This window comes from Acinetobacter sp. ANC 4173 (assembly GCF_004331255.1).
Classification (GTDB): domain Bacteria; phylum Pseudomonadota; class Gammaproteobacteria; order Pseudomonadales; family Moraxellaceae; genus Acinetobacter.
In genome coordinates, this window is sequence record NZ_SJOF01000009.1 from 133,457 (window position 1) to 147,733 (window position 14,277).

Genomic DNA, 14,277 nt, shown 5'->3' on the forward strand with positions numbered 1-14,277 from the left:
TTTAGCTAATTTAAAAAATAGATTTATACATAAAGATAAATTGAAGAAGCCACACATATAAGTGCTTATTTATATTATGTTCATCGGATTATTATTAGAGTAAATTTCACCTTTTTAATACAAAGCTTAAAAAAAATCACGCGTCTCTTAAACACAGACATTAAAATTAAATTAACTCTTCTAAAAAGTACTGGGTTTAAAATATAAATGCCTCATAACCAATACTCTATTCATTCACCAACTGAATTCCATTAAATGAAAAAGCGCTTAAATTTGAACACAATTTAAATTCAAGTCCTTATTTTTATATATGATTTTTATACAGACATTATATTTTTAATTTTACTGACATGAATGAGCCGTTGATTGGCATACACTTAATTTGCATCATGAATATCATTTTAATAAACCAGTTTTCGCTATTCCATCTGCTATTATTTTTGCTTGCGTACTGTTTACCTTTACTTCATTTTGGTTATTCCAAATCAAGTTTTGCAACAAAAAACTGAATAATAAAGCCCCAACACCGACCAATAATGCCGCGACCACCAGCGCTATTGCCAAGACCATGTCTACAAGATGATAACAATCCTGCTGTATTTACATTGACCGACTTACTCCAAACCCACTCACCGCAATGGAACAATAATCTTGTGTACTTTCCAACTTAAACCATCTCCTACCCTCATCACTTTGAGCACTTTAGACGACTGTGGAGCTTGAATTTTCACTTCAAAATCTGCCAAGAGATATAACCCGCCTTATATTCGGGCTTATATTGTGGTTTGGCATCAGCAGTTTTTTAATTAATTTTATCTTGATCAATTTCTTTCAAGCCCTACCCTTACAAGACCATCGTCATTCCTTTTGGTCTCACCACAACATCAACGATTTTATCCAACAAACTCAAAGCCAGCATTTTTCCCCAACCCAAGAAATGATCTTGCTCATCTCTTATATCTTGAAGCATATCTGTATTCATTTGATCTTTCAGGCTTTGTCGCATGCTTGGATCATCAATAGATTGAGAGACTTTGTCACTGTCTGCTGCTTGCGCTGCATTTTTTATATTGTTCAACACAATATATGGAGAAACATAGCAATAGACTAACGTGCAAAAAATAAGTCCAATAACCGTACAAATGATTTTTTTATTTATTGTTCTTTTCTAAATCAAGCTATCTATAATCATAAATAGCATCTTATAGAAAGAAGCAAAAGCAGAAAACATGCACCTAAAAAGCATTTCCTCGCTAAGAACACTAAATTTCAGGCAATAAAAAACCCCCAAGTCTTAATATGCTTGAGGGCTTTTAATATATGGTCCCGAGGGTCGGACTCGAACCGACACGTCATCTCTGACAGCGGATTTTGAGTCCGCCGCGTCTACCAATTTCACCACCTCGGGAAGGTGTTGATGCGTATATTAACCTGTTTTAAAAACTTGTCAACGCCAGTTTATTGCGATTGATTAATTTTAAAACAGAATGGATTTTTTAGGCTCTTATTTAACCAATTTCGACTAAAAAATGAAAAAAAGCATATACTACAGCCAGTTTTTTTAGCGAAATGTGTCATGCAACTTTCTGACTTCAATTTTGATCTCCCTGATGAGCTTATTGCTCGATATCCATTAGACACCCGCAGTTCATCACGCTTGCTCCATTTAGATGCGCAAGGTCAATACCACGATCTTCAGTTTACCGATATTCTGGATTTACTGAATGAAGGTGATCTCTTAATTTTAAACGATACCAAGGTCATGAAAGCCCGATTAAAAGGCAAGCGCGCCACAGGTGGTGCCGTTGAGGTTTTGGTTGAGCGTTTGCAGGATACACACATCGCACATTGCCATATCAAAGCCAGCAACTCCCCTAAAGCGGGTGCAGAACTGTTTATTGGCACAGAAGAAATTAAAGTGACGGTACAGGGTCGCCATGAGAATCTGTTCATTGTCGAATTTTCTCAGCCGATTCTAGATGTCTTGGATCGCTGTGGCCAGTTACCCATTCCGCCTTACTTCAACCGTGAAGCTGAAGCAATTGATACTGAACGCTATCAAACTGTATTTAATGATCCAAGCAAATTAGCCAGTGTTGCGGCACCCACCGCGAGTTTACACTTCGATCAAGCTTTACTGGAAAAACTCGAAGCCAAAGGTATTCATAAAGCCTTCGTGACCTTACATGTTGGCGCAGGAACTTTCCTGCCAGTCCGTACCGATGATATTGCCAACCATATCATGCACAGTGAATGGTGCGATGTACCTGCGCATACGGTTGAATTGATTCGTGAAACCAAAGCACGTGGTAATAAAGTCATTGCTGTCGGTACAACCGCAACACGAGCTGCGGAAAGTGCTGCCCAAGCACATGGCGGTGTACTCGATGCATGGGTGGGTGATACACAAATCTTTATCTATCCAGGCTATGATTTTAAAGTGGTCGATCGTTTAATTACCAACTTCCATTTACCTGAATCTACATTACTGATGTTGGTTTCAGCATTGTCCAATCGTGACAATATTCTTAATGCCTACCAACATGCAGTAGCTACAGAATATCGTTTCTTCAGTTATGGCGATGCCATGCTGATTGACCGTTTTACAGGATAGCTATTTTACAAGATAACAATAACAAGGATCTTCTGCCCTTATGCCGATTGATAGTGTGCGACATTCGATTCATATTCGCCGTAAAAAGAATCAGGTGGTCTTCCACAATATTGCTCGGCTTTGGGATATTGGGCGTCAAGCGCAAAGCCATCAACAGATTTTAGATAGCTTGCATCCTTGGAATGCTCCTGTCACCTTGAAGTTTGAAAATGCCCTGCCATGGTTGCTTGCAATTACAGGCAGTATTTTTATGCTTGCGATTTTGATTCAACCCAGCAGTATTTGGGCGCAAGCTAGCCTGTTCTGTGGCGGGTTGATGGTATTTTGGGCCTATATTTCTTATGAAGATGACGACCCAGTTGAAGAGGTGATTGATTATCTCGAACAACAAACCATTGCACAAAAATATCAGTTGGCTTACCACCGCCAACCACAGCATATTTCCGTTCCACTCAATCCTGTTTTATTTATTGCCCACTTAAAACGCCTGTTTCCAGTGTTTGAACAAGGCTCTGTCTCCAATGATTTTCCGTTATATGCAAGCACCGTTTGGACAGATGAAGAAAACAAGGACCATCAAGTACTGGTATTTCAATATCACTTTGTTAATGAAATCCGCATGACTGATAAAGATGGCAATCAGGTCAAGGTTCAAGAAATACATCGCGATCTATGGGGCGTCTTTGTTTTTGGTCTTGACATGCCCGGCTTGGCCATCAGTACTACGAGTAAATCCTTTAGTCATCCTTATTCTTTTGCATGGCATACCAGTGATATTCAGACCAATCAGCGACTCAAATTCTACGGCACCGATGAAATGCAGATGGCAAAAACGCTGACACCCGCTATGGTGCTTCGACTTTCAGAATTTTTTGAGTACCGTTCAGGAGATTTGTTGTTTCATCCCGAGAGTGATGTCCTGTGTTATCTAGGGCCACATGATTTATTCAAAATTTCGAGCAAGGCTCAGAATATCCAAGACATTTCCAGTTTACGTGGACACTTACGTACATTTAAACTACCTTATCTAGAACATTTAAAGTCTGATTTATTGAAACTTTTAAAATAACAGCAACTAAAATGTACAACCATTAAACAGGGGGTAACATGGGACTTTTTATTTTCTTATTGCTAATTATTATCGCCATTGTAGCCATTATTTTCATTCGTAATAATATTGTACGCCATCATAATGCCACGATTCGTGCTTGGTCAGATGTTGCCAGCTATGAACGTCAAAAAATTAAAATTTTAGATGCGCTTGCACCCTTGGTAGAGCAATATTCAAGTTTTGAAAAAGGCACTTTGGAAAAAGTGACCGAATTACGTCAGAACATTTTAAATTTGAATGTGAACACTGCCGATGTATCACAGCTACAACGGATTGAGAACTTGAACAAAGAACTCATGCACAGCCTAAATGTCGTGGTCGAAAACTACCCTGAGCTGAAAGCCAATGAAATTTATCTAAAAATGATGAATGAAATTGAAGAACAAAACGAAAATGTAGGCGCTGCGATTACGATTTTTAATCGCAATGTTGAGTTGTTTAACAATCAAATACAGATTTTTCCCAACAACATCATCAATACCATGACCATTGGAAAAAAAGCCATTCGACCATTTCGTGATACGGCAGCTATGCAAAATTTTGATTATCGTCCGAATTTCTAATGATTGAGCACAAAAGACAGCATGGTGAATAAGTTTCACAATGCTGTTTAAATCAGCATTAAGACAGAAAATGAACCTGATTCCTCCCTTCAGCTTTTGCCTGATAGAGTAATTGATCTGCCGACTGTAAAAAGCTCGACACGTTTAAATAGTTTTGCCCTGCGCCATGCGTATTTACCCCAATACTCACCGTGATATCAGCATGCTGACTGGCTGACAGACTCGGGATGGTCAAATGGGCCACTGCATTACGAAAGCGTTCAGCCGATGAAACTGCATCTTCAAGTGTGGTTTCAGGCAAAATTACCACAAACTCTTCCCCACCAAAGCGCGCCACAAAATCATAGGTTCGACTAAACTGATTTTTTAATAGCTGTGCGACTGCAATCAAACACTGATCACCTTGCAAATGTCCAAAATCGTCGTTGTATTTTTTAAAATGATCAATATCAATAAACAGTATCGACAATGGTCGTTTGTTGCGCTCTGCTCGCTTAAACTCATGTTCAATCCGTTCATTCAGCGCTTTACGATTTGCCACCTGCGTCAATGGATCTTGGAGTAATAATGCTTGGTTCTTTTTATTCAACTCCTCAAGTTCCAACTCCATACTTTTGCGTTCAGAAATATCAAACATGAAGCCAATAATGGCAATGGTTTTATCATTTTCACGAATCACATGTACAACATCGCGTATCCAGACGTATCCGCCATCTTGGGTTAACGCGCGATAATCTGCCTCATGATCCGTACCATCATCGGAGAGTCGGATACACATACCGACCGTCTTATCTCGATCATCAGGATGCATACGATCAATCCAGTCTTGTGCAGATTTCCAACTGTCTTGCGGCCACCCCAATAAGCTTTCAATTTGTGGCCCAATATAACTAAATTCTTTGGTATCCCAATTAATTTGCCACGGAATGGCATTGGTCGTTTCCAATAAAGTTTTATAAAATTCCCATTCTTTTAACTCACTCATTACCCCACCCCTAGGAATGCACTGCTCACATGAAGGACTAGTAAATACCAATTCCCTTTACAATATAATCACCATTTTCAGGTAAAAGAGAAACAAAAAATTACACAAACAAAAATAAAGCAAACGTCTAACCCAACCTACTTTTCACTTTCATTTTGAAAGGCTGGATTGGAATTAACAGTTCAATACATCACAAAACTGGCGTTTCAGTGCAGAATCGAGGAAAATAGCCCTCTTTTTAGCTCGAACAATCAGCGAACTGTTTTTTCGCCTTGATTTGGAATTTGTATGAAGTTTGAAAAACTTGCACAATCGGGGCGTGCCCGTCGTGGTCGCTTAACGCTTGAACATGGTGTGGTTGAAACACCTGTATTTATGCCTGTGGGTACTTACGGCACAGTCAAGGGCATGTTGCCACGTGATATTGAAGACATTCAAGCACAAATTATTTTAGGTAATACTTTTCATCTGTACTTACGCCCAGGCTTAGATGTCATTGAAGCACATGGTGGCTTACACCAGTTCATGAAATGGGACAAACCTATCTTAACCGACTCAGGCGGCTTCCAAGTCTTTAGTCTTGGTGCAATGCGTAAAATCAAAGAAGAAGGTGTGACTTTCCGCTCTCCGATTGATGGTTCTAAAGTTTTCTTATCGCCTGAAGTTTCGATGGAAATTCAAAAAACTTTAAATTCTGACATTGTCATGATTTTTGATGAATGCACACCTTATCCTGCGACGCATGAAGAAGCGCAAAAGTCATTGCAGCTTTCATTGCGCTGGGCAAAGCGTTGTAAAACGCATCACCACGATGAGTTAAACAATAGCAATGCTTTGTTTGGCATTATTCAAGGGGGGATGTATGAAGACCTTCGTGAAGAATCTTTAACGGGTTTACTCGAAATTGGTTTTGATGGTTATGCCATTGGTGGTCTTTCTGTCGGCGAACCGAAAGAAGAAATGATCAAGGTTTTGGATTATCTTCCAAACAAGATGCCTGCCGATAAACCTCGTTATTTAATGGGCGTGGGTAAACCAGAAGACATTGTTGAAGGTATTCGTCGCGGCGTAGATATGTTTGACTGCGTAATGCCAACCCGAAATGCACGAAATGGTCATTACTTTGTGACGGATGGTTTAGTCCGTATTCGTAACAGTAAATACCGTCATGACCAACAACCGCTTGACCCACACTGTGATTGCTATACCTGTACCAACTTTACCCGCGCGTATTTGTTCCATTTAGAAAAATGCGGCGAAATGTTGGGATCAATGTTAGGGACCATCCACAACTTACGTTACTACCAGCGCTTCACCCAAGACATTCGTCATGCACTCGATAACGGGACGTTTGATGCCTTTGTTGAAGACTTTTATCAACGTCGTGGTTTAGAAGTACCTCCTTGTCCGCAAGATTAATTCTTTCAGCATTTGCGCTGAAGAAAAAGACAAGGTAAATTGCAGAGCAAGTCTATTTATTATCAAATTGATACCAGTTTATTGTTTAGGAAATTGAAATGAGCCTTTTTATTTCTACTGCTCACGCAGCAGGTGAAGCTGCACAGCAACCAAGCCTCGTAACCAACTTACTTATGATTGCGGTTTTTGTCGCAATTTTCTATTTCTTGATTTGGCGTCCGCAATCTAAGCGTGCTAAAGAACACCGTTCTTTGGTCGAAAGCTTAGGTGTTGGCAGTGAAGTTGTTTTTGCTGGTGGTTTGATGGGTAAAATTACTAAACTTGAAGGTGATTTTGCAGTGGTTGAATTAAACCGTGGTGTAGAAGTAAAAATTCAACGCGCAAGTGTGATTTCAGTTCTTCCTGAAGGCACATTAAATAACCTTTAATCAAAAATAGTCGTGCACCCGCACGACTTTTTCATTTTAAGAAGAAAACAAATGCGTTACCCAGCATGGAAATATCTACTGATTCTCGTGGTTCTCGTGGTCAGTACATTATATGCCCTGCCAAGTTTGTATCCTGATGAACCTGCTGTTCAAATTTCAGGTGCCAAAGCTGGTACTCAAATTGACCAAAGCATCATACAAAAAGCAGAGCAAATTTTAAAAAGCGAAAATATTGCAACGCATGACAATAGCTTTACCAATAACGCTGCATTGCTCCGTCTAGATTCATCTGAAGCCCAGTTAAAAGCCAAAGATGCATTGCGTCGTGGTCTTGGAGATAACTATGTTGTTGCACTGAACCTTGCACCAACCACACCAGAATGGTTGCAAAAAATTGGTGCGAAACCAATGAAGCTTGGTTTGGACTTGCGTGGTGGTGTCCACTTCTTGCTTGAAGTGGATATGGACAAGGCCATCAGCCAACGCATGGAAACCTCTGCAACCGATTTACGTCGTCAATTGCGTGACAATAAATTGAAATTCAATAGTCTTTCATTGAATAGCAATACCATTACTTTGCAATTTGCGAACAATACTGATCGTGATGCAGTCATGGATTTCTTGCGCAGCAAAAATACTGAATTTACTCAGCAAGCAGTTGCATCAGATACAGGCTCTAGCTTGCGTTTGACCTATACCGATGCGCGTAAGCAAGAAATTCAATCTTATGCAGTCAACCAAAACTTAACTACCCTGCGTAATCGTATTAATGAGTTAGGGGTTGCAGAGGCGCTGGTACAAACCCAAGGTAATAACCGCATTGTGGTGGAATTACCAGGTGTACAAGATACAGCCGAAGCAAAACGTGTTTTAGGTCGTACTGCAAACTTAGAGTTCCGTCTAGTCTCCGACCAGAATGATCAATATATCGACCCATATACAGGTAAATATAATGATCAACCACTCCCTCCAGGTACGGAAGTTTTTGCTTATCAATCTCTCGATAGTGGTCGTGAGTTATTACTGAACCGCAACCGCATTTTGACGGGTGAACGCGTTCAAAATGCGTCTTCTGGCTTTAGTCAGGACACTGGCGGTGCAGAAGTGAATATTACCCTCGACAGCGCGGGTGGTAAGCTCATGGCAGACGCGACGCGTAACTCTGTGGGCAAACGTATGGCGGTGTTGTTTATCGAAAATAAACAAAAGATCAGCTATGTCGCAGACCCGAAAACTGGCGCTCAAACGGAAGTCCGCACACCATATACAGAATCTGTGGTCATTAATGCGGCGACCATTCAAGCCGTGTTGGGTTCTCAGTTCCGTATCACAGGCTTAGATTCTCCACAAGAAGCGTCTGAACTTGCCCTCATGTTACGTGCAGGTGCATTAGCAGCGCCAATGTACTTTGTTGAAGAACGCGTGGTTGGTCCTAGCCTCGGTCAAGAAAACATTGATAAAGGTGTCTTATCCACCCAAATCGGTTTCTTACTGGTGGCGATCTGGATGGTGGTGTTCTTCCGTCTATTTGGTTTAATTGCCAATTTAGCCTTAGTCATCAATATTGCCATGATCCTGACCGTAATGTCTTGGATTGGTGCCTCATTATCGCTTCCGGGTATTGCCGGTATCATCATCACCATTGGTATGGCGGTCGATGCCAACGTCCTCATCTGTGAGCGAATACGAGAGGAAATGAAATGGGGAGCCTCTCCGAAACAAGCCATTATTGCGGGTTATGATCGCGCCTATAACACCATTCTAGACTCGAACTTAACTACCTTTATTGTCGCTTTCATTTTGTTTGCCATCGGTTCTGGTCCAATCAAAAGCTTTGCAGTCACCCATATGATTGGTATTGTCTGCTCGATGTTTACCTCGATTACGGTAACGCGTGCGGTCGTACAGTTGATTTATGGCAAAAAGCGTGACTTGAAAAAGTTGAGCATTTAAGGAGATCGATGATGACTGACATGACTCAACCTAAATCAAAACAATATGGTCGCCCTGATAATGAGCGTGTAATTGGCTTCATGAAGATCAGCAAACCTGCTGCCTTCGCGTCAATTTTCATTACCATTGCCAGTATCTTCTTTATTGCCGTGAATGGTCTTAACTTAGGTTTGGACTTTACTGGGGGTATTTCTGCGGAAGTAACCTACGCAAAACCAGTTGACCAAGATCAAATTGTTAAATCACTTCAAGCTACAGGCTTCGAACATGCCGTGGTACAGACCCTAGGCAGTAACACAGACGTATTAATTCGTATGCCTGTGCAAAAAACCAGTGTTGAAGATTTAAATAACACCTTGATCAAAGCGGTACAAGTTCCCAATAACACAGCTACGTTACATAAAGTTGATGCTGTCGGTGGTCAAGTCGGAAATGAACTCTATGTTCGCTCTGCGGGTGCCGTTGCACTTGCATTGATCTTGATGTTGATCTACGTGACCATTCGCTTTGAGTTCAAATTGGCTGTGGGTGCAATCCTGTCCCTCTTTCACGATATTTTAGTGATTCTAGGGGTATTTGCATTCATGCAATGGCCATTCGACCTCACCACTTTGGCTGCAGTGCTTGCTGTGATTGGTTTCTCACTCAACGATAACATCGTGGTATCGGACCGTATCCGTGAGAACTTCCGTAAAATTCGAGGTGCATCACCTCGTGAAGTGATCGATATTGCCCTCACTGAAACTTTACGCCGAACTGTACATACTTCCGCAACCTTATTATTGGTTGTCGTCGCTATGTTAATTATGGGCGGTGAAGGTCTGCGTTGGTTCTCGGTGGCGATGTTTATCGGTGTGTTTGCAGGAACATATTCTTCGATTTATATTGCAACTGCTTATGCCCTATGGCGTGGTTTAAACCGTCAAGACTTTATTGTTCAAATTAAACCCGAGTTTGATGAGGAAGAAATTCCTTAATCCCTAAACAACAGGCTCACACTGAAGCTCATCCTTGGATGGGCTTTTTTAATGTTGAATCAGTTGAATCTGTGGCCACTGAAAGCCACGACACGACGGTTCTGCCTGCCAAGCCACTGTCAGCATCGTTTGACCTAAATGATAGTTCTGATAAGCAAAGCTGCCTAGCATCGCGTGCTGACACATCCCACCATGCTGGATGGGATGCACCTGTGTATTCAACTCGTTCAAACTCAGCCGAATCCCCAAGCCAGAAGCTTTTAATACCGCTTCTTTGGTGGTCCAAACCCTAAACCAAAATTCTTCTGAATATTCCATTTCAGCCCAATGCTTAAGCTCATCAGGATGAAATGCATGTTGTGCCAAGGCTTCAAATCGAACCTTTCGGTCCAAATCCTCAATATCTATACCGACCTGTTTAACCGTATCGCTGTAGGCTAAAGCGTAGTGCTTATGGCTATGACTATGATTAAATGTGACTTGCGGAAATTGTTCTAAATATGGCTTGCCATATTCAGTCTTAGAAAGATCTGCGTTTTGGATCTCGCATTGCATGTGTTGCGAGAGCAACTGATTCCGAAATTGATAGATCGCCTGTTTTTGTTGCTGTATTTTGGCCTTACGGTCTAAATCCGTAGGCAACTGAATCATCTGCTCTAAGCGGCTGACATCTATATGAATCAATTTCGTCACGCATATCTCCTCTTTATGTGCAGCCTCATTCTAAAAGAAACCGAATACAAAAGAAAAAGCCCAAAGTCATCTTTGGGCTTTTTCATCTTTTAAACGAACTGAAAATTAACGTTTAAATTTTTTCTCAGCTTTTTTGAACTTCTGAACATAACGACGTTTACGTGCAGCAGTACGTTCATCCACTTGTGACTTACGCCCTTCAAATGGGTTTTCAGAGGTTTTAAACTCAATACGCACAGGCGTACCTTCCAGTTTATACACACGACGGAACACATTTTCCAAGTAACGACGGTAATCTGCTGGGGTTTTATCAACTTTGTTACCATGAATCACAATCGTCGGTGGATTTTGCCCGCCCATATGCGCATAACGCATTTTAATACGGCGACCACCCACCATTGGTGGTTGATGTGCATCCACAGCATCACTCAAAATTTGCGTGATTTTGGCCGGTGAAACTTTCAAATGTGAAGATTCATAAGCACGGTGGATCGATGGGTACATTTCCCCTACGCCCGTACCATGCAGTGCAGAAATTAAGTGGATTTTTGCCCAAGGAATAAAATCAAAACGACGTTCAACATCTAGCTTACATTGCTTACGATCATACTCAGACATGTTGTCCCATTTGTTGATCGCAATCACCATGGCACGCCCTGCTTCCAATGCATAACCAATCAAGTGTAAGTCTTGCTCTACAATGCCTTCACGGGCATCTACCACCACGACAACCACATGTGCATCTTTCATGGCTTGTAAGGTTTTTACAATCGAGAATTTCTCGATCATTTCATCGACCTTACCTTTACGACGTACACCCGCAGTATCAATCAGCGTATATTGACGACCATCACGCTCGAAAGGGATATAAATAGAGTCACGGGTTGTACCTGGCTGGTCAAATGCCACCACGCGTTCTTCACCCAACAAACGGTTCACTAGCGTTGATTTACCTACGTTCGGACGACCAATAATGGCGAGACGTAAGCCTGTGTTTTTATCGTGCTCTTCTGGATTTTCATCTTCAGGCACATCCTGCAACACATCTTCCAGCATTTGCTGTACGCCACGACCATGACTTGCCGCAACTTGTAGTGGCTCACCCATACCGAGCTTATAAAATTCGACGAGCGCGGCTTCAGCATGTACGCCATCCACCTTATTTGCGACAAGGTAAACTTTTTTACCTAACGTACGTAATTCACGGGCAATTTGTTCATCAGAAGCCAATAAGCCTGCGCGCGCATCGACTACAAATACAATGATATCCGCTTCATGAATCGCAGTTTTAGACTGCTCTGCCATGTAGGTGTCAATGCCACCTTCATTTTCACCAATACCACCGGTATCGACCACAATGAACGATTTATTTTGATAAACAGCATCACCATATTTACGGTCACGTGTCAGACCCGCAAAGTCAGCCACCAAAGCATCACGACTTTTGGTAATTTGGTTAAATAGGGTTGATTTTCCGACATTCGGACGACCAATGAGCGCAATTACGGGTTTCATAGTTTAACCTTTATTCAAGATCAGCCAGTGCGACTGGTCTGAACATCAGAAAAATGGAAGATATAAGAATACTAAATAAAACACGGGGCATTGAAATTTCTCAAATACCCCGTGTGAAAATACGGATTTGGCTTAGTTTAACATAAGGCAGATAAAAATTAACGATTCTGCCAAACGCTAAATGTACCCTTACGTGTCGCGACTGTGAGTTGACCTTCAATTACACGCAATGTACGTACAGCACCACTGGTTTTGGCACGACCAATTAACTGACCTGAATTTGGGTCAATCAGATGTAATACGCCATCTAAATCCCCTACTACAAGGTCTTGACCAAACAGTACTGGATTACTTAGTTCGCGGTTTAAAAGTTGCTCATTTTGCCACAATTGTTGACCTGTCGCCAGATCATAGGCTACTAGCTTGCCATTGGCTTGGGCAACAAAGACTTTATTGTCTGCAACTTCAGGACGTTTGGTACTGCTGGCATCTTCACTCCAAATCACTTGTTGTGAAGCCAAGTCTGTTACAGTCACTTGCCCCTGAAAACTGGTGGTCACTAAAAGCTGACCTGCCACCACTGGATCACCATCAACATCATTTAAACGCTGAATGTCAGAACGACCATCGCTGACTGCCACACGACGTTGCATACGAGGCACGCCACTGAGTACATCTAACGCATAGACATAAGCATTTGCAGAAGACACCAATACAGTACGTGCATCGAGTGCTACAGGCGTTGAAGTGCCACGTAAGCTAAATTGTACGCTTGGTAAATCATAGCTCCAAACTTGCTGCCCAGATTCTAAATCATGCGCGTAAACCGTACCATCATTGCTGACTGTCACCACACGACCAGATTGTACCAATGAAGGTGCTAGAATTGCGCCTGTTAATTGGGCAATCCACTTTTGTTCGCCTGTGGCTTGATCTAGAGCAAACAATTGACCTTTATGGTTTCCAACAATGACCAGACCATCTTTGGCTTCTACACCTGAGCTTAGACCTTGTTTAGAGACTTTTTTACTCCAAACTTTATCTTTGCCACGATAGGCTGTGACTTCACCTTTGGGGCTGGCAACGAAAATCACCCCATTATCGATATCCAATTGTAAACGTAGTGGATCTGCCTCTGAAGTCGAAGAAACACTTTCAGAAAAAACAGGTGCTAAACTTTTCGATTGTTCAAGCTTAGGTAATGGACTCGGTTTGACATCTTCAACTTTAATTTTGTTACTCGAACAACCGACTAAAGCCAGCGTCAAAATTGTTAGTGCAAACGGTATTTTATATTTTCTATCCATTAAGACTCATCCACTTGTGTTTCTAAAATTGGTCGTTCGATTTCAGGATCATCTACTAAAATGCCAACACTTTCGAGTTTAATTTGTAAAATTTGACGCTCTTGTTTACGCTCGATTAACGTATCCCATGCGCTTTGATACGCTTTTTTTGCATTTTCCACATCATTCTTAGCGACATATACATCACCACGCACTTCATCAGCCGTTGCTTTGAATGCAGGATCAGTAACCAGAGCTAAAGATTTGAGTGCGTCATCATATTTATTTTGCGCCAGCTGTGCATAAGCCAAACGTAGTTTCACGATTTGCGTTAAACCATTATCTTTGACTTTAGAGTTTTCCACCTTTTTCAAGGCTTTCTCTGCACCTGCGTAGTCACCCTTGTCATAAGCCAACTTTGCCATCACAAATTGAGTTTGAATTGCCTGCGCAGAATCAGGAGCATCCTTCACAATTTTATCTGCAGCTTCAGTCAACTCAGTCATCGCATTCGGATTGCCTTGCACATTACGCGCATCATCCATCAATTGCTGGACTTTTGCAGTTTGCATTTGCGATTCTGCAAGGTTTTTCTTTTGCCAATATTCCCAACCGAAAAAGGCAATCAACGCAATTAAAATCCCACTAATGATGGCCGAACCATATTTTTTAGTGAAAGACTTTAAACCCTCAAGTTGTTCTTCTTCACTCAATGATGCGCTCATTTGATTAC

General features: G+C 41.5%; 13 protein-coding genes and 1 tRNA gene. 7 read left to right on the forward strand and 7 right to left on the reverse strand.

The genetic code is table 11. The annotated features are described in order from the left end of the window. Positions 1-844 precede the first annotated feature (844 nt). Together E0H94_RS11880 and E0H94_RS11885 are read right to left on the reverse strand one after the other, a co-directional pair. Positions 845-1,159 (reverse strand): DUF2939 domain-containing protein, encoded by a 315-nt coding sequence (locus tag E0H94_RS11880; protein WP_131326715.1) that lies wholly within the window; start codon positions 1,157-1,159, stop codon positions 845-847. 162 nt (positions 1,160-1,321) lie between these two features. Continuing rightward, a tRNA-Leu gene (locus E0H94_RS11885) sits at positions 1,322-1,408 on the reverse strand. 168 nt (positions 1,409-1,576) lie between these two features. On the opposite strand from E0H94_RS11885, the gene queA reads away from it, so the two are divergent. The 3 genes from queA to E0H94_RS11900 are packed head-to-tail and all read left to right on the forward strand — an operon-like array spanning position 1,577 to position 4,288. After that, a complete protein-coding gene (gene queA / locus E0H94_RS11890; protein WP_131326716.1) occupies positions 1,577-2,614 on the forward strand; it encodes a tRNA preQ1(34) S-adenosylmethionine ribosyltransferase-isomerase QueA in 1,038 nt (345 codons plus the stop codon). 40 nt (positions 2,615-2,654) lie between these two features. Continuing rightward, complete coding sequence (locus tag E0H94_RS11895) at positions 2,655-3,683, forward strand: hypothetical protein (protein ID WP_131326717.1); 1,029 nt, start codon at positions 2,655-2,657, stop codon at positions 3,681-3,683. 38 nt (positions 3,684-3,721) lie between these two features. Beyond that, on the forward strand, positions 3,722-4,288 hold the full coding sequence (locus E0H94_RS11900; protein WP_131326718.1) for a LemA family protein: 567 nt from the start codon (positions 3,722-3,724) through the stop codon (positions 4,286-4,288). Between the two features lie 58 nt (positions 4,289-4,346). On the opposite strand, the gene E0H94_RS11905 is transcribed toward E0H94_RS11900, so the two are convergent. Continuing rightward, positions 4,347-5,273 (reverse strand): sensor domain-containing diguanylate cyclase, encoded by a 927-nt coding sequence (locus E0H94_RS11905; protein WP_131326719.1) that lies wholly within the window; start codon positions 5,271-5,273, stop codon positions 4,347-4,349. 288 nt (positions 5,274-5,561) lie between these two features. Here E0H94_RS11905 and tgt point away from each other — a divergent pair, with 288 nt between their 5' ends. The 4 genes from tgt (at position 5,562) to secF (ending at position 10,050) form a co-directional block, all read left to right on the forward strand. Beyond that, positions 5,562-6,692 carry a tRNA guanosine(34) transglycosylase Tgt gene (gene tgt / locus E0H94_RS11910; protein ID WP_131326720.1) on the forward strand — a complete coding sequence of 377 codons (1,131 nt, stop codon included), beginning with the start codon at positions 5,562-5,564 and terminating at the stop codon, positions 6,690-6,692. 98 nt (positions 6,693-6,790) lie between these two features. Beyond that, positions 6,791-7,120: a preprotein translocase subunit YajC gene (yajC, locus tag E0H94_RS11915; RefSeq protein ID WP_131326721.1), complete on the forward strand. Its 330-nt coding sequence runs from the start codon at positions 6,791-6,793 to the stop codon at positions 7,118-7,120. Positions 7,121-7,171: 51 nt separating this feature from the next. Further along, complete coding sequence (secD, locus tag E0H94_RS11920; protein ID WP_131326722.1) at positions 7,172-9,073, forward strand: protein translocase subunit SecD; 1,902 nt, start codon at positions 7,172-7,174, stop codon at positions 9,071-9,073. Positions 9,074-9,081: 8 nt separating this feature from the next. Further along, entirely contained in the window at positions 9,082-10,050 is a 969-nt protein-coding gene (gene secF, locus E0H94_RS11925) for a protein translocase subunit SecF (protein WP_131326723.1), read from the forward strand. Between the two features lie 48 nt (positions 10,051-10,098). Here the strand turns inward: secF and E0H94_RS11930 are convergent, their stop codons facing one another. The 4 genes from E0H94_RS11930 to E0H94_RS11945 all read right to left on the reverse strand — a co-directional run bounded on the left by E0H94_RS11930 (position 10,099) and on the right by E0H94_RS11945 (position 14,269). After that, on the reverse strand, positions 10,099-10,743 hold the full coding sequence (locus E0H94_RS11930; protein ID WP_165495607.1) for a 4'-phosphopantetheinyl transferase family protein: 645 nt from the start codon (positions 10,741-10,743) through the stop codon (positions 10,099-10,101). Between the two features lie 105 nt (positions 10,744-10,848). Beyond that, positions 10,849-12,258, reverse strand: a complete 1,410-nt coding sequence (gene der / locus E0H94_RS11935; protein WP_131326724.1) for a ribosome biogenesis GTPase Der — start codon at positions 12,256-12,258, stop codon at positions 10,849-10,851. 158 nt (positions 12,259-12,416) lie between these two features. Next, positions 12,417-13,565, reverse strand: a complete 1,149-nt coding sequence (gene bamB / locus E0H94_RS11940) for an outer membrane protein assembly factor BamB (RefSeq protein ID WP_131326725.1) — start codon at positions 13,563-13,565, stop codon at positions 12,417-12,419. After that, positions 13,565-14,269 carry a YfgM family protein gene (locus E0H94_RS11945; RefSeq protein ID WP_131326726.1) on the reverse strand — a complete coding sequence of 235 codons (705 nt, stop codon included), beginning with the start codon at positions 14,267-14,269 and terminating at the stop codon, positions 13,565-13,567. Before E0H94_RS11945 ends, bamB begins: the two co-directional genes overlap by 1 nt. Positions 14,270-14,277 lie beyond the last annotated feature (8 nt).

What these genes read in the sequence shown, in the direction of transcription:
- der (WP_131326724.1), bottom strand. Translation starts at nt 12,258, where the DNA reads ATGAAACCCGTAATTGCGCTCATTGGTCGTCCGAATGTCGGAAAATCA.
- tgt (WP_131326720.1), top strand. Translation starts at nt 5,562, where the DNA reads ATGAAGTTTGAAAAACTTGCACAATCGGGGCGTGCCCGTCGTGGTCGC.
- bamB (WP_131326725.1), bottom strand. Translation starts at nt 13,565, where the DNA reads ATGGATAGAAAATATAAAATACCGTTTGCACTAACAATTTTGACGCTG.
- E0H94_RS11905 (WP_131326719.1), bottom strand. Translation starts at nt 5,273, where the DNA reads ATGAGTGAGTTAAAAGAATGGGAATTTTATAAAACTTTATTGGAAACG.
- yajC (WP_131326721.1), top strand. Translation starts at nt 6,791, where the DNA reads ATGAGCCTTTTTATTTCTACTGCTCACGCAGCAGGTGAAGCTGCACAG.
- queA (WP_131326716.1), top strand. Translation starts at nt 1,577, where the DNA reads ATGCAACTTTCTGACTTCAATTTTGATCTCCCTGATGAGCTTATTGCT.
- E0H94_RS11900 (WP_131326718.1), top strand. Translation starts at nt 3,722, where the DNA reads ATGGGACTTTTTATTTTCTTATTGCTAATTATTATCGCCATTGTAGCC.
- E0H94_RS11945 (WP_131326726.1), bottom strand. Translation starts at nt 14,269, where the DNA reads ATGAGCGCATCATTGAGTGAAGAAGAACAACTTGAGGGTTTAAAGTCT.
- secF (WP_131326723.1), top strand. Translation starts at nt 9,082, where the DNA reads ATGATGACTGACATGACTCAACCTAAATCAAAACAATATGGTCGCCCT.
- E0H94_RS11895 (WP_131326717.1), top strand. Translation starts at nt 2,655, where the DNA reads ATGCCGATTGATAGTGTGCGACATTCGATTCATATTCGCCGTAAAAAG.
- secD (WP_131326722.1), top strand. Translation starts at nt 7,172, where the DNA reads ATGCGTTACCCAGCATGGAAATATCTACTGATTCTCGTGGTTCTCGTG.